Origin of the sequence: Paraclostridium bifermentans, from assembly GCF_019916025.1 — a bacterium.
Taxonomy (GTDB): Bacteria; Bacillota; Clostridia; order Peptostreptococcales; family Peptostreptococcaceae; genus Paraclostridium; species Paraclostridium bifermentans.
In genome coordinates, this window is sequence record NZ_CP079737.1 from 1,785,214 (window position 1) to 1,800,083 (window position 14,870).

Annotated in this window: 17 protein-coding genes; 2 read left to right on the forward strand and 15 right to left on the reverse strand. The window is 28.2% G+C overall.

Features of this window, described 5'->3' with window-relative positions:
• Positions 1-2: 2 nt before the first annotated feature.
• From KXZ80_RS08610 to KXZ80_RS08620, 3 genes are all read right to left on the reverse strand, one after another.
• The gene (locus KXZ80_RS08610) at positions 3-908 is read right to left on the reverse strand and encodes an HD domain-containing protein (RefSeq protein ID WP_021433078.1); all 906 of its coding nucleotides are present in this window, start codon (positions 906-908) and stop codon (positions 3-5) included.
• Positions 909-1,085: 177 nt separating this feature from the next.
• Positions 1,086-1,991, reverse strand: a complete 906-nt coding sequence (locus KXZ80_RS08615) for a DUF4097 family beta strand repeat-containing protein (protein WP_021433079.1) — start codon at positions 1,989-1,991, stop codon at positions 1,086-1,088.
• 278 nt (positions 1,992-2,269) lie between these two features.
• On the reverse strand, positions 2,270-2,539 hold the full coding sequence (locus KXZ80_RS08620) for an ArsR/SmtB family transcription factor (protein WP_021430732.1): 270 nt from the start codon (positions 2,537-2,539) through the stop codon (positions 2,270-2,272).
• Between the two features lie 159 nt (positions 2,540-2,698).
• Between KXZ80_RS08620 and KXZ80_RS08625 the strand changes: the two genes are divergently transcribed.
• Positions 2,699-3,235, forward strand: coding sequence for a deoxycytidylate deaminase (locus KXZ80_RS08625; RefSeq protein WP_021433080.1), 537 nt, complete (start codon positions 2,699-2,701; stop codon positions 3,233-3,235).
• Between the two features lie 42 nt (positions 3,236-3,277).
• Here KXZ80_RS08625 and surE read toward each other — a convergent pair whose 3' ends face one another.
• The 9 genes from surE to KXZ80_RS08670 form a co-directional block, all read right to left on the reverse strand.
• The gene (gene surE, locus KXZ80_RS08630; protein ID WP_021433081.1) at positions 3,278-4,036 is read right to left on the reverse strand and encodes a 5'/3'-nucleotidase SurE; all 759 of its coding nucleotides are present in this window, start codon (positions 4,034-4,036) and stop codon (positions 3,278-3,280) included.
• Between the two features lie 15 nt (positions 4,037-4,051).
• Positions 4,052-4,924, reverse strand: a complete 873-nt coding sequence (locus tag KXZ80_RS08635; protein ID WP_021430735.1) for a MurR/RpiR family transcriptional regulator — start codon at positions 4,922-4,924, stop codon at positions 4,052-4,054.
• 131 nt (positions 4,925-5,055) lie between these two features.
• The gene (gltS, locus tag KXZ80_RS08640; RefSeq protein WP_021433082.1) at positions 5,056-6,306 is read right to left on the reverse strand and encodes a sodium/glutamate symporter; all 1,251 of its coding nucleotides are present in this window, start codon (positions 6,304-6,306) and stop codon (positions 5,056-5,058) included.
• Positions 6,307-6,534: 228 nt separating this feature from the next.
• Complete coding sequence (locus KXZ80_RS08645; RefSeq protein WP_021433083.1) at positions 6,535-7,074, reverse strand: 2-oxoacid:acceptor oxidoreductase family protein; 540 nt, start codon at positions 7,072-7,074, stop codon at positions 6,535-6,537.
• 18 nt (positions 7,075-7,092) lie between these two features.
• Positions 7,093-7,905 (reverse strand): 2-oxoacid:ferredoxin oxidoreductase subunit beta, encoded by an 813-nt coding sequence (locus KXZ80_RS08650; RefSeq protein ID WP_021433084.1) that lies wholly within the window; start codon positions 7,903-7,905, stop codon positions 7,093-7,095.
• Positions 7,887-9,035, reverse strand: a complete 1,149-nt coding sequence (locus KXZ80_RS08655) for a 2-oxoacid:acceptor oxidoreductase subunit alpha (RefSeq protein WP_021433085.1) — start codon at positions 9,033-9,035, stop codon at positions 7,887-7,889. The genes KXZ80_RS08650 and KXZ80_RS08655 overlap by 19 nt, the downstream gene beginning before the upstream one ends.
• A gap of 18 nt (positions 9,036-9,053) precedes the next feature.
• A complete protein-coding gene (locus KXZ80_RS08660; protein WP_021430740.1) occupies positions 9,054-9,251 on the reverse strand; it encodes a 4Fe-4S dicluster domain-containing protein in 198 nt (65 codons plus the stop codon).
• Between the two features lie 405 nt (positions 9,252-9,656).
• Complete coding sequence (locus tag KXZ80_RS08665) at positions 9,657-10,241, reverse strand: tRNA (mnm(5)s(2)U34)-methyltransferase (RefSeq protein ID WP_021433086.1); 585 nt, start codon at positions 10,239-10,241, stop codon at positions 9,657-9,659.
• A gap of 15 nt (positions 10,242-10,256) precedes the next feature.
• Positions 10,257-10,973, reverse strand: coding sequence for a pseudouridine synthase (locus tag KXZ80_RS08670; protein ID WP_021433087.1), 717 nt, complete (start codon positions 10,971-10,973; stop codon positions 10,257-10,259).
• Between the two features lie 145 nt (positions 10,974-11,118).
• Between KXZ80_RS08670 and KXZ80_RS08675 the strand changes: the two genes are divergently transcribed.
• A complete protein-coding gene (locus tag KXZ80_RS08675; RefSeq protein ID WP_226898120.1) occupies positions 11,119-12,222 on the forward strand; it encodes an AI-2E family transporter in 1,104 nt (367 codons plus the stop codon).
• 44 nt (positions 12,223-12,266) lie between these two features.
• On the opposite strand, the gene KXZ80_RS08680 is transcribed toward KXZ80_RS08675, so the two are convergent.
• The 3 genes from KXZ80_RS08680 to KXZ80_RS08690 all read right to left on the reverse strand — a co-directional run bounded on the left by KXZ80_RS08680 (position 12,267) and on the right by KXZ80_RS08690 (position 14,798).
• Complete coding sequence (locus KXZ80_RS08680) at positions 12,267-12,878, reverse strand: hypothetical protein (protein ID WP_021433089.1); 612 nt, start codon at positions 12,876-12,878, stop codon at positions 12,267-12,269.
• 115 nt (positions 12,879-12,993) lie between these two features.
• Entirely contained in the window at positions 12,994-14,364 is a 1,371-nt protein-coding gene (locus KXZ80_RS08685) for an MATE family efflux transporter (RefSeq protein ID WP_021433090.1), read from the reverse strand.
• Between the two features lie 14 nt (positions 14,365-14,378).
• A complete protein-coding gene (locus tag KXZ80_RS08690) occupies positions 14,379-14,798 on the reverse strand; it encodes a MarR family winged helix-turn-helix transcriptional regulator (RefSeq protein ID WP_021433091.1) in 420 nt (139 codons plus the stop codon).
• Between the last annotated feature and the right edge of the window lie 72 nt (positions 14,799-14,870).

A 14,870-nucleotide genomic window follows, 5' to 3' on the forward strand; every position in this document is an offset into this window, starting at 1 on the left:
GTTTATAGATATAATCGAGTTTCTAATCTTCTATCATAGTCAGACCAACCATCACTTTTGTTTTTATCCTTGATCTGATTAATCTTATTCATAGTTGCATCTATTCCATCTGCAAAGTTTATAATAAACGACTCTTCCATATTACATTCTCTAGGAGATCCATATTCAAGTTTTCCATGATGTTGTATTATACAACCTTTAACTCTCCTTATAAAATCTTCACTAAATTCATGGTTTATTTCATTTATAGCTTTGTCTATCATTTGGACACCTATTGCTATGTGTCCTTCTAGCTCACCTTGCAAAGTGTATTTAAATGGGCCTCTATACTCTAATTCATAAAGTTTGCCGATATCATGAAGTTTCGCTCCTAATATCGTTACCTCTTTATTCTTGCAATTATATCTATCACAAAGTATCTTGGATAAATACATAACACCAAGAGTATGCTCTGCTAAACCTCCTATATAGTTATGATGCATTGATACCCCACCTATACCCTTTTTAAACTTATCCAAAAATTCTTCATCTTTAAAGAAATAATCATTTAATATCTTAGCTTCTTCAGATTTTATATATTCATCACTTATATCTTCTATTTCTTTTAAAATATCTTGTATCGGTCTTTTTACTTTTGGTAAATAGTCATCTAGTTCATATCCAGCTTCTATTATTCTCACACTTTTGACTTCATCCATAGTAGGTTCTTTTTTACTTTCTATCTCTATAACTTGACCTGGCTTTAGCTTAAACTTATTCGATATTCTAGCTTTGATTTCTTCACTTCTATCTGTAAGTATATAAGTTGTCATATTGCTATCTTTATGTATTTTTTTCATTACCATTAAAGATGTTTTAAAGTTTTTATTCATATCTATATCTTTTAAAAACTCCTTTTTATGAGTCATGTTATCCTCCTTTTAAATCATATGTATTCTAAGTTATTTAAAGTTATTATTTACAAAATATATAAAGTATATTAATTCGTCTACATTTTATAATTTATCCAATATTTCCAGTAAGTATAATTTAATTAGCATAAAAAAAGTACTTAAATCTATTTATTGATTTAAGTACTTTTTTATCTATTTTAATTTTAAATTTATATTTCCAGAGTTACATTTTAAATTCATATTAAATTCGGACTTATTGTCTTTTGTAAACTTTCTACTTTTAACTTCATCATTTATAATTATATTCCCACTATCAGTCTTCAAATTATAGTTATATTCAGATTCATTTTTATCTATATCAAGCTCAATATTTCCTAAATTATTAGAAACATTAATATTGCCTAAAATTTTACCTTTAAATTTAGTATGTCCCAAATTATTACTCAGTTCTAAATTTTCCTTTATACTACTGTTTAATATATTTATGTTTCCCATATTGCTCTTAAATTTGGAATCTAGGCTATCTAATTCATTTACATTTATGCTCCCTGTTGCAGTTATAATGCTTAATTTGTCTACCTTGCATTTATCTATGTTTATATTTCCTGTATCACAACTTAAATCCATATTATCTGCATTGAGTTCATTTAAGTGTATGTTAGATATATTTGACGATGCGCTTAAATTATTTAATTTTGATCCTTTAGGTATATATATCCTGATACTACTATCTTTATTCTTTTTATAGTATTCTAAGTTGTATGTATCACTTTTAATTTTTTCTTCTTTTATACTCAAAGTTTCATTTTCTACTTTATATTTTATATTTATATAATCCTTTTTATATTTTAAATCTAATTTATACTGATTTGATGGTATGATTTCAATACTATTTAAATCTGTTTCTATATTTATATTTTTAAACTCTTCTATTTGCTTACTATCAACTAAATATTCTTCACTAGTAGAATTATCACTATCGATAATTTTTTTATTTTCTATAAATACATTTTTGTTAAAAGCATACCCCATTCCAGTAAATATAAATCCAACTCCAATAGCAAGTACACATACCTTAACTATAGTTTTTATTTTCATATTTACAACTCCTTTGTTAATTTGTATCCAAAATATTTAATAAAATATATTTTAAATTTTAATTAATATTAATTTTAGAATTTTATTTTATCCAATTTATACTTTAATATATCCTAAAATATATTTAATAAAATTTAATCATTCTTTTTAACATACCTATTACTTTATATATTCCATTAATATTATTTTATTACAGTTAAACAAAATAATTGTAAATGCCTGAGTAAAGTTTAATAATATAAAAATATAACTGTCTCAATTTTGAGGCAGTTATATTTTTACTTTAAAATTTCTTCTATTATATTTTCGTTTAACACATTCTTTAAAGTTTCTTTATTTATATCATAATAATTCCATTTTCCTTGAGAAATTTTGACTATAAGATTATTATCAAGTAACAATTTTAAATGATATGACAGTTTTGACTGAGAAAGTTCAAACTCATCTACTAACTTACACACACAAGTGCTACCTTTTTTATTTAAAGTTCTAAGTATCTCTAACCTTTTTTTATCAGCTAGAGCTTTAAATATCTCTTCATAACTCATATACTATATTCCTCCAAATAGTTTTTCTTTATATATATTATAACACTTATTTACTAAAACTTATATTGTACACTCAATAATTTACAAAATAAGATATTTATTTATAGATTTATACGTTTATGGTATTATTATAATATCACGTTTTAGAAGGAGGCTTTTATGAGGATACTATTTACAGAGTGGGCTATGAATATAGCTGAGCAAACTAAAGTTAGAAGTACTTGTGTATCTAGGCAAGTAGGGGCAGTTATATGCATGGATAAACAAATAATAAGTACAGGTTATAATGGAGCTCCTTCTGGGGCTATTCACTGTACAGATATAGGATATTGTGAGAGAAGAAAAAGAGGTATACCTTCAGGCCAAGGTCTTGAATTATGTAGAGCTGGTCATGCAGAGGCTAATGCCATTACACAATGTGCTAAAAATGGAACTAGTTGTAATGGTGCAGTTTTATATGTAACAACTCAACCTTGCGTGTTTTGTTGTATAGCATTAATACAAGCTGGTATTAAAAAGGTTGTATTTAAAGGAGAGTACCCTACTGGACTAGGCCTTCAACTTTTAGAAGAGTCTGGTGTTGAGTATATAAAATATGAAGATGAACTAGAAAGTGAAAGAAAATCTGTTGAATTAAAACAACTAAGCGAATCCAAAAGAATAGAAGAATTTTTGTCAAAGCCAAAAAAATATTAAAAATAGGTGTACAATGATTTCGAAATCATTGTACACCTATTTTTATAATAAATTTATATTGTTTAAAACATCAATTTTTTTATAGTTAGTCATATCTATATTTATTGGAGTTATAGAAATATATCCTTCGTCTATAGCTTGTATATCACTATCTTTTTCTTGATCAAGCTTTCTTACTTGCCCACCAATCCAAACATATCTTTTTCCATAAGGGCTTTTTCTTTCCTCTATTACATTGTCGTACTCCCTTACACCCAATTTAGTTATTTTATACCCTTGAATTTCACTATCTGGTATATTTATATTTAAGATACAATCAGTAAATATATCCATGTTACTTGTTAAGTTTTGGACTATGCTTTTTACATAAATAGATGCATTTTTGTAATTATCTTTTGATACATCAAACCCATCATATGATATAGATATTGATGGTTTTTTCTGTATAAGTCCTTCAATGGCTGCTGAAACAGTCCCTGAGTAAATTACATCCGTACCTAAATTAGCTCCATTGTTTATCCCACTTAAAACTAAATCAATTTCAATATCTTTTAAAATGGTTTCAATGCCTACCTTAACACAGTCAGCAGGTGTTCCGCTTATAGAGTATGATTTTATGTTGTCTGATATATGTTCTTCTTTAATAATTATAGGATCATGAATTGTTATGGCATGACCCGTAGCACTTCTTTGAGTATGAGGAGCTACTATATAAACATTAGCTATATCACTTATAGTTTTAGCAAGTTCTAGAATTCCATCAGCATAAATACCATCATCGTTAGTGATTAATATATTCATATATACCTCCTAATTTTATTCATAGACAGAAAACTTCTCCCAAATTTTTTCTAAATCATCAAAGTATTCTTTTATATCATCTTTTTCTTTCATTCCTATAGATACCACAAGAGCATTAGATAAGCTCAGTGCTGGAACAAGAGAATCAACAAATGATGCCATATTGCTTTTTACTAAAAGTGTTGTATCTGCAACTGTAGCAATCGGAGCGAATAAACTATCTGTCATAGATATAATATGTGCGCCCTTACTTCTTGCATAATCTACTACTTGATAGCTTTTCTTTGAATATCTAGGGAAACTTATGGCAACAACAACATCTTCTTCTGTTATTCTTACAACCTGCTCAAACGCATCTCCCATATCCATCCTTATAATGTGAACATTATCTAATATGATATCTAAATAAAAACCTAAGTATTGAGCTATACTAAACGAACTTCTCATACCTAAAATATATATTTTTCTAGCGTTTAAAAGCTTGTCAGAAGCTTGTTGGAACATTCTTTCATCTAAGTTTTCTAAAGTGTCCTTTATATTGTCTATATCACTTTTTAAAACTTTGCTTAAAATTTTACAGTCATCTGAATACTCTTGATTCATTTCTACTCTTTGCACAGTTGTTAACTTATTTTTTATAAGTTCTTGAAGAGCATCTTGTAGTTTAGGGTACCCTGAAAATCCTAAAGCATTTGCAAATCTTACTACCGTAGACTCACTTACTCCAACTTCTTCTCCAAGTTTAGACGCAGTCATAAATGCAACTTTATCGTAACTTGATATTAAATATTGAGCTATAAGTTTTTGCCCTTTACTAAGTCTTGGATATTGCTTTTGAATGTCATCAATTAGTTGTTTGCTATCTTTAAAATCTTTAGTTTCGTTCATTTTTTTCTCCTCATAATTACTAATGATTTATTTATATTAAGCTATAAGCCTTTTTTACATTTAACACAACTATATTATACCATCTTTTGCTACATTTTTTAAACAATATATAAGTTTTTTACATTATTTATTTATAGTAAATTTATAAACGTAGTGATAACTGCAGAATTGAAGAATTCTATAAATAAAGCTCCAACCAATGGTAATATGAAAAATGCACTTTGACAAGGCCCAAACTTACTTGCAACTGATTCCATATTAGCTATTCCATTTGGAGTAGCTCCCATTCCAAATCCACAATGTCCTGCAGCTAATACTGCTGCTGTATAGTCTTTCCCCATTATTCTGAATGTTACAAAATATGCAAACAAAATCATTAAAATAGTTTGTATACTTAATAAGATAATTATAGGCACTGCTAAATCTACAAGCTCCCAAAGTTTTAAACTACACATCGCCATTGATAAAAATAAAGATAAACATATCCCGCCAATACTAGAAAGTTCATTTTCAGGAGTCTTCCACGCTCCTTTTATATCCGATATATTTCTCATTACAGCTGCAATTAACATAGCACCTATATAACTAGGCATAGTAATTCCTACACTAGAAAACCCTGCAGAAATTAAAGTACCTAATCCCATAGCTATTATAATTTGTATAGCTCCACTTACTAAACTTTGCTCAGATAATTTTGGTAAATTTACTTCGCATGCACTTGTGTTAGAGTCTAGTCCCGCAGATTCTAACTCTATTAAGTTATCATACTCATCATCTTTATTTCCCAAATTATATTTTTCTACTAATCTGTTTGCAATAGGTCCCCCTATAATACTTCCAGCCACTAATCCAAATGTTGCACAAGCCATCGCTATACTGAGAGCTCCATTTAATCCTTGAGCTTCCATAAGAGGTCCAAACGCTCCAGATGATCCATGTCCTCCTGTCATTGAAACTGACCCTGATATAAGTCCAAGTAAAGGGTTAACCCCAATAGCTTTTGCCGATAAAACACCAATTATATCTTGAGTTAATACTAATAAAACGGCAACAATTAAAAATTTTATTACTCCTAATCCACCTTTTCTTAAAGCTTTAAAGCTTGCCGTAAATCCTACAGTTGTAAAAAACGCAGTCATTAAAATTGCTTGTAGAGTTGTATCAAACACTATAGCAATTACTCCTGTCTGTCTTAAAACAAATGAGATAATCGCAAAAGAAAAACCTCCTACAACTGGTGCCGGTATACAATATTTTTGCAATATATTAACCTTAGATTTAATAAAAGAACCTATAAGAAGTACTATTGTTGTAAATGTAAGACTTTGAACCATATCTAAGTTCATAGTCATCATTCCTAATTCTTTTGAAAATTCAAACATACGCATCCCTCCTAATTATATAAAAAAATAAATACCTTTAAAAAATAATAAAAAAATAAAATTCAAATGATTTGCTATATCTTTTTACTTCTTTTGATTTTATTTTCTGAAAATTAACGTTATTTTTTTTCGTATTTCAAATTATAACACAAACTGTTTTGAAATACGAAATTTTTTTACAATTTTTTATTTTTTAATGAAAAGAGAAAGGAATTTTCCTTTCTCTTTTTAATATGCATAACTAACCAGTGATCTCCCAAGCTCGAAAGCATTTTCATTAAGTTCTTCTGTGCCTTTTGGAACTCTAGCTAATATAGCTTTTTTTAACATTTCATTATCTACACCTTCTATTGTTTCACTTATAACTCCTAGTGCTACAATATTTGCTACCATAACTTTTCCTAATTTTTCTTTACTACTATTTATGATAGGAACTTTAATTACTTTTGCATTTTTTGTATCTATATTTTTTTCATCCACAGTGGAATCTATAATAATAATCCCATCTTTTTTTATAGTATGTGAATATTCAACAAAAGATTTTTGAGTTAAACTCAATAATATATCAGCTTCTCTAACTTTAGGGAAATTAATTTCACCATCACTTATTATAACTTCAGCTTTACTTGCTCCACCTCTAGCTTCGGGACCATATGATTGAGTTTGAACAGAGTTTAAGTTTGATAATATAGCTCCTTCTGCAAGTATTATACCAGCTAAAATCAGTCCTTGTCCTCCTGATCCACTAAGTCTTACCTCTTTTCTCATATTCATTTCTCCTTATAATCACTTTACCCTATTTATTATTTTTTTATATTCTTCTGTATACTCTGGCATTTTTTCGCTTTTAAATATACCGAAGAATTGCTTATTTTCAAGCTTTTCTTCAGGCAGTTTATCTTTTAATGCAACATCAACATAATTGTCTTTTAAAATATTCATAAGTGCTACAGCTGATCCTTTTTTATTTTTTCTACCATAGTAAGTAGGGCATAAACTCATACCTTCAATGATAGAAAATCCTTTGTGAACAATACCTTTTTTTATGTATTCTATCATTTGTTTTGCATGATATGCAGTTCCTCTAGCTACAAATGTAGCCCCTGCCCCTTTTGATAGCTCACATATATCAAACGGTTTATCAATGTTACCATAAGGCGCTGTTGTAGCAAAGTCATTAGTATTAGTAGTTGGCGAGTACTGACCTCCAGTCATACCATATATATTATTATTAAAAACAATTGTAGTTATATCTATGTTTCTTCTGCACGCATGTATAAGGTGATTACCACCTATTGCTGTACAGTCTCCATCTCCAGTTACAACAATTACATGCATATCTGGATTTGCAAATTTTACACCTGTAGCAAATGGTATAGCTCTACCGTGTGTTGTATGCAAAGTATTAAAGTCTAAATATCCAGATGCCCTAGATGAACAGCCTATGCCCGATACTACACATACGTTATCCTTATCTAAACCTAATTCGTCTATAGCAACCGCAATAGATCTCATAAGGATACCATGTCCACATCCAGGACACCATATATGTGGTAACCTATTTGCTCTAAAATTATTTTCTACAACGCTACTTGGCATTTTACCACCTCCATAACCTTATCAACTATATCTTCCGGTGTTATAATTTCTCCATTGTACTTGTTAATTCCAACTATATTGCAATCACTATTGCAAACTCTTTGAACCTCTTGTATCATTTGTCCATAATTTAATTCAGGAACATATATATTTTGGACATGTTTACTTAATTCTTTAACTTTTTCTTCAGGGAATGGCCAAACTGTTTTTATAGTAAATAATCCAGCTTTAACTCCCTTACTTCTTAATGTATCAACTGCGTCTTTTGTACATCTACTCATACATCCAAAAGTTATAAATAACTCTTCGCAATCATCCATTTTATATTCTTCGTAAAGCAATATATCATCTAGATTTTTATTAATTTTATCCATTAATCTATCCATAAGTTTTTTAGTTTGTGCTGTGCTATTTGTTGGGAATCCTGTTTCATCGTGCATAAGACCTGTTACGTGATATCTGTATCCATCTGAGAAGTTTGCCATTGGCGGCACTAGAGTTGTTTGATCGTATATTTTGTATTCATCTTTATTTGCTTTAACTTTTTTTCTATCGTATATTTCAAGTTCATTTTCAGTAGGCAATTCAACTTTTTCTCTCATATGTCCTATAACTTCATCTAATAACAATATTACAGGTGTTCTATATTTTTCTGAGAAATTAAAAGCCTTAACTGTTAAATCAAATGTATCTCTAACACTTATTGGAGATAATGCTATTATTGGGTGATCTCCATGAGTTCCCCACTTAGCTTGCATTAAATCAGCTTGTGCCGGAGATGTAGGAAGCCCCGTACTAGGACCACATCTTTGTACATTTACTATCACACATGGAATTTCTGCAAGTGATGCATATCCTATATTTTCTTGTTTAAGTGAAAACCCTGGTCCACTAGTTGCTGTCATTGATTTGAGTCCTGTTAAAGAAGCTCCAATCGTTGCTGCCATGGATGCAATTTCGTCTTCCATTTGTATAAATTTGCCACCAACTTTTGGTAACATATATGATGAAATTTCAGCTACTTCGGTAGATGGTGTTATCGGATAACCTGCAAAGAATTTCATCCCAGCATATAATGCACCATGTACACAAGCTTCATTTCCTTGTAACAATTTTACTTTTTTATGCATAACTCTCTACCCCCCTTATTATTTTTCATCCTTAGATATATAAATAGCATAATCTGGACATCTAAGTTCACATAATCCACAAAGTATACATTTTTCTATATCTTCTACAGAGATTATATTGTTCTCTAATTTTAAAACTTTTTTAGGACAGTATTCTACACAAATACCGCAACCTTTACACCAATTAGTATCTATTGTAAGTTTTCCTTTTTCCAAACTTATCCCCCCCTACAACTTTTACTTTCTCTTTAATAGTAGCTATTTTTTCTGCCAATTGCAATTATTATTTCATTTTCACGATTTTTTCTATATTTTTGCAATTTTACTATGCAAACTTTCATACTTATAGCTCTATATTATTATATTTTTTAAAATTGAATTATAATCAAAGTATAAGTTCATTGATATTATCCAATTGTTATATACTTAACTTTCTGCACTTAAATGTCCTTCTAAAACGTAAAAAAGAATTTTTTTTATATATACTTTCAATATAAATCTAAAATAATAGGTTTTTTCTAAGATTTTGTAATTTTTTTTCAAAAATATATTGTATACATACAAAAAAATTTAAAAAAGTAATGAGTTAGAAACTTCTAACTCATTACTTTTTTAAATTTTTTATATATAGTTATTCTTTTTTTCTATCATTATTAATCTTGGAGGATGATTTATTTGATTTACAAAGTTGCAGTTTAGTACACTATATTCACTTTGATCTAGTTTACTTACATATCCAAATACTTCATCGTACTCTTCCATACCACCTTCATGTCCTGTATAAATAGCTATACTTACAACCCCATTAGGTTTTAACAATTCTAAGCTTTTTTTAATAGCTTCTAATGTTGTTTCTGGTTTTGTTATAACTTGATGTTTAGCTCTTGGCAAATATCCTAAGTTAAACATAATACAACTTACCTCTTTGTTTACATACATGTCCATATTTTGATGACCATCTAAAATTAAATTTACTCTATCTATAAGTCCTGCTTTTTCCAATCTTTTTTTCGTACTTTTTATAGCTTCTTCTTGAACATCAAAACTATATACAAACCCATTTTCTCCCACTTTTTCTGCAAGATATTTTGTATCATATCCGTTTCCCATAGTAGCATCAATTACTATATCGCCTTCGTTTATAACATCTTCTAATAGCACCTTATTTAAGTCAGTTACTTTAGTTAAATATTTTACTTTCATCATTTCACTTCAATCCTTTTACTTTAATTTCTTTAAATAATTTACCTCGTCATTAGTTAAATATCTGTATTGACCTATCTCCACATCCTTTAATACAATTTTACCCATAGCTTTTCTTCTTAAGTTCATAACAGGATGATTTATAGCTCTGCACATTTTTCTTACCTGTCTATTTCTACCTTCATGTATTTTTATTTCACAAACAGCGTAATTTTTTTCAATATTTTTTTTAACTATTTTTATCTTAGCAGGAGCTGTTTTGTAATCTTCTATATATAATCCTTTTTCAAAATTGTTAATTTCAGATTCATTTGGAATCCCTTTTACTGTTGCAACATAAGTTTTATCAACTTCATGCTTAGGGTGAGTCAACTTATATGTCAAATCCCCATCATTAGTTAACAGTAGTAATCCACTTGTTTCATAGTCTAACCTTCCAATTGGATACACTCTAGCTCCAACACCTTTTACTAAGTCTATAACACTTTTTCTGTCAAACTGATCTTTTACAGTTGTAACATATCCTTCCGGTTTATTTAGCATAATATATACTAATTCTTCTTCTAATCCAATTGCCTTTCCATCTACTTCTACCTTATCTTCAGCTTCATTTATTTGAAATGATAATTCATTTACTATTTTTCCATTTACTTTAACACGATTTTCAACTATCAACTCTTCTGCTTTTCTTCTTGATGCAATTCCGCAAGATGCTATATATTTATTAATTCTCATAATTATCTCCTTATTTCTTTATTTCTTCACATTAGATTATTATACTATATTTTTTTTAATAAAATAAAATAAATTTACCTTTTTATATTATTTTATTTTATTAATTGGAAAAATTAATAATAATATACAAGTACTAATAAAAGAGGTGTGTGATTTGATTTCAAGAGATAATATTAAATATTGTATATTTGTAGCCTTCATATCTATATTGATTTATAAGGCTATAGATAACCCTGCAGTTTTTATATCTAGTATAAATGACTTGTTTAAGTTTTTAAGTCCTTTTTTATTAGCTGTATTAATGTGTTTACTTTTAAATCCTGTTATTATGTTTTTAGAAAAAAAATTCAAGATGCCGAGGCTTTTAAATATATTTATTTCATATTTTTTTATATTTTTATTTTTTTGCTTTTGTATAAATTTAATAATGCCTTCATTGATAGATACATTAAACACTTTAATAACAGAAATACCAAACTATACGTTAAAGATAGATGCACTTTTAAATAAATATATTTCTAATAATCATTCATTTGATAGCATTTTGCCTCATATACAAGCTCATTTAGATTCAGCTTTAAAACACGCTGTCAAAATGTTAAATACAATTTCTTCAGATTTTTTAATATATATTTTTAGTATAACATCTATAATTTTCAATATTATAATGGGTATTATTTTATCTATTTATATACTTTGTGATAAAGAAAATATTTTAAAAAACGTAAAAAACTTATTATATTCAACTTTTTCAAAAAAAAGAGCCAATGCAATAATTGAATTCTATGATATAATAAATAGAATTTTCTATCATTATATCATAGGTAGTTTAATTGTTTCTTTGGTTGTAGGAATAATAACATTCATAGGATTTAGATTCTTTATAAATATAAAAGGTAGTTTATTCTTATCTTTTATAGTATTTATAACTAATATGATTCCTTATTTCGGACCATTTATAGGAGCTTTACTCCCAATACTTATGACTTTATCATACAGCCCTATAAAAGCTCTTTGGGTTGCTATATTTTTACTTGTACTCCAACAAGTAGATGGTAATATAATTGCTCCAAAAATCATGGGCGAATTTGTAGGACTTCATCCCCTTTGGATAATATGTGCTGTGTTAATAGGTGGTGCTTTATTCGGATTGATAGGAGTTTTCTTATCCGTTCCAGTAGCAGCTGTAATAAAAACATATTTAGATAAATACATTGAAAAAAGTTTAAACATACCAAAATCTGAATAGTAAAAAAATAAAAACGTCTAAAGTTAAGTTTAGACGTTTTTCAATTATAAATATTTTATTAAATTTTCTAGTTTTATATCAACTATTTTTACATTTTCATTAATAGACATCAATCTTTTTTCATCAAATTTCTTATCTTGTGATATTAACAAAACTTCAGGTACTTCATAAAAAGGTATTGTTGAATTCAAAACTTTTACATGCAAGTTTTTATATTTGCTCATTTTAAATACCTCTGTTAATTTGATATCTATAAGTTTTTGTTTTAATTTATTATCTTTATCTATATATTCAATGTATATATCATATTTATCTTTATCTACTGTTACATTTCTATAAAATCTTTTTATTTCATATCCTGAAGATTCCATCTTTAAAACTATCTCTGAGCCTAGTATAACTTTTAAAAGTTCTTTTCCTTTATATGTTTTGCCTCCATTTAAATAATAAATTCCTGAACTATCTTTATACTCCCCATAAACTACATTGCATGGATATTTTTTAAGAGTAAACTCTCTACACATTCTTCTTAGAGTTTTTTTGTGAGGAGATTTCATTATTTTCCTTTTTTTAGAAAAAAACTTATTAAATTGTTGCTCTGTTGCACATCTAACTTGGCTCATTAAAACCAGTATCTCCTTTTCCATACTTACCATTATGCTATTCTCCTTGATGTATATTGTGACAAGTCTTAATTTATTATATTAAACACATGCAATAAAATTTACACTTTAATAAAAAAAAGCATAGACATGTGTCTATGCTTTTACTTTATATTGTTATTTCTTGTTCTTTTACTTCAACTTTTTTATAACTTTTTAATTCTCTATATAATATAATTGCAGTTATAGCTGTTGCTAAAAAGTCTGCAACTGGCTGTGCATACCAAACTCCATCTAAACCAAAGAATTTTGGTAATATTATTATCATAGGTATTAATATGATAACCTGTCTAAGCAAACTAAGAACCATAGCCATTTTAGCTTTTCCTACAGATTGTATATAATTAGATCCTGTTATAGATATTCCTATTATAGGCATCATTAATAAGTATATTCTAGCACCTTTTACTGATATTTCCATAAGTTTAGGATCTTTATTAAACATACCTACCATAACTTCTGGTATAGTTTGAATTATTAGCCATCCTGTTGTAAGTATTACTATAGCAGCTAAAGCTGATAGTTTAAATGTTTTATTAGCTCTATCATACTGCTTAGCACCAAAGTTAAATCCGATTATAGGCTGAGCTCCTTGGTTTAATCCAAATATAGGCATTAAAAATATCATAGAAATAGATGATATAGTAGCCATTGCACCTATAGCTAAATCCCCTCCATAAGTTTTTAATGCATTATTTGATATAACTTGAACTAAACTTGCAGCTATTTGCATTGCAAAGGGTGCAGATCCTATAGCAAATATCTTTTTAACTAAAGAACTATCTAGTTTCAAACTTGATTTATGGAATTTTAAATTAGATTTTCCGCTTACATAATATAAGAATCCCCATGTAGCCGTTACTATTTGTGATACAACTGTTGCAATAGCAGCTCCTTGTATACCTAAGTTGAATCCAAATATTAAAATAGCATCTAATACAACATTAGTTAAACATCCAACTATCATTATAGTTGCTGCTAATCTAGGACTTCCATCACCCCTTATAGTATTATTTAATGTATATCCTAACATATTAAACATACTTCCAGCTAAGATTATGTATATATAATCTTTAGCATATTGAAGTGTGGCTTCACTTGCTCCAAACACTTTAAGTATTGTATCTCCAAACATAATTCCTACTATACTAATTATAAGTCCAATAATAATAGATAATTTTATAGCATTTCCTATAATTTTTTCAGCATCTTCTTTTTTACCTTGCCCTAACTTTATAGATATATTAGTTGTAGCACCTATACCTACCAGCATAGCAAATGCTAGCATTATTGTCATTATCGGTAAGCACACTCCAACTCCAGTTATTGCAAGTGGACCTACTCCAGGTATGTTCCCAATAAATATTCTGTCTACTACGTTATATAATGCATTTACTAGCATTCCTACAATAGCAGGTACAGAATATGTTAATAAAAGTCTTGGTATTGAGTGATTTCTCAATTCTTGTTCATTTTTCATAAATTGTCCTCCTTTTATATTGTCATACATATTTTTTGCAAAAGTTTCCTAACTAACTTACTTTCTTCTTCCGTTAAATTAGCCGTCATATAAACTTCCCACTTTGATAAAACTTCATATATACTTCCTTTTACACTTTTTCCTTTATCAGTTAAATGTAATTTATAAGCTCTTTTATCAATTTCATCTTTCTCTCGTGTTAAAAAACCTTCTTCTTCTAACTTCTTTATAGCTCTTGCGGTTGTTCCTTTATCTATATTAAGAGTTTCTGCCAGATCTTCTTGACTTCTTCCATCGCCTCTATATAGTTCTAATAAAAACATAAATTGACCAGCCCCAACTCCCAATCCACTTAACTCTTTAGATATAAAAGATCCACCTCTTCTATGAATCTGAGAGATATATCTTCCAACATAATTACAATCCTTTTTCACATTAAATTCCCCCTATCATAAAGATAGCATCAATTTAGTTGCAATAACAACTAAATTAGTATACAATAAAAT

Coding starts and splice junctions, on each gene's coding strand:
- KXZ80_RS08670 (WP_021433087.1), bottom strand. CDS start 10,973: ATGAGAATTAATAAATATATAGCATCTTGCGGAATTGCATCAAGAAGA.
- KXZ80_RS08635 (WP_021430735.1), bottom strand. CDS start 4,924: ATGAACGAAACTAAAGATTTTAAAGATAGCAAACAACTAATTGATGAC.
- KXZ80_RS08685 (WP_021433090.1), bottom strand. CDS start 14,364: ATGAAAAATGAACAAGAATTGAGAAATCACTCAATACCAAGACTTTTA.
- KXZ80_RS08650 (WP_021433084.1), bottom strand. CDS start 7,905: ATGCCAAGTAGCGTTGTAGAAAATAATTTTAGAGCAAATAGGTTACCA.
- KXZ80_RS08610 (WP_021433078.1), bottom strand. CDS start 908: ATGACTCATAAAAAGGAGTTTTTAAAAGATATAGATATGAATAAAAAC.
- KXZ80_RS08665 (WP_021433086.1), bottom strand. CDS start 10,241: ATGATGAAAGTAAAATATTTAACTAAAGTAACTGACTTAAATAAGGTG.
- KXZ80_RS08655 (WP_021433085.1), bottom strand. CDS start 9,035: ATGCATAAAAAAGTAAAATTGTTACAAGGAAATGAAGCTTGTGTACAT.
- KXZ80_RS08645 (WP_021433083.1), bottom strand. CDS start 7,074: ATGAGAAAAGAGGTAAGACTTAGTGGATCAGGAGGACAAGGACTGATT.
- KXZ80_RS08620 (WP_021430732.1), bottom strand. CDS start 2,539: ATGAGTTATGAAGAGATATTTAAAGCTCTAGCTGATAAAAAAAGGTTA.
- gltS (WP_021433082.1), bottom strand. CDS start 6,306: ATGTTTGAATTTTCAAAAGAATTAGGAATGATGACTATGAACTTAGAT.
- KXZ80_RS08625 (WP_021433080.1), top strand. CDS start 2,699: ATGAGGATACTATTTACAGAGTGGGCTATGAATATAGCTGAGCAAACT.
- KXZ80_RS08680 (WP_021433089.1), bottom strand. CDS start 12,878: ATGGTAAGTATGGAAAAGGAGATACTGGTTTTAATGAGCCAAGTTAGA.
- surE (WP_021433081.1), bottom strand. CDS start 4,036: ATGAATATATTAATCACTAACGATGATGGTATTTATGCTGATGGAATT.
- KXZ80_RS08615 (WP_021433079.1), bottom strand. CDS start 1,991: ATGAAAATAAAAACTATAGTTAAGGTATGTGTACTTGCTATTGGAGTT.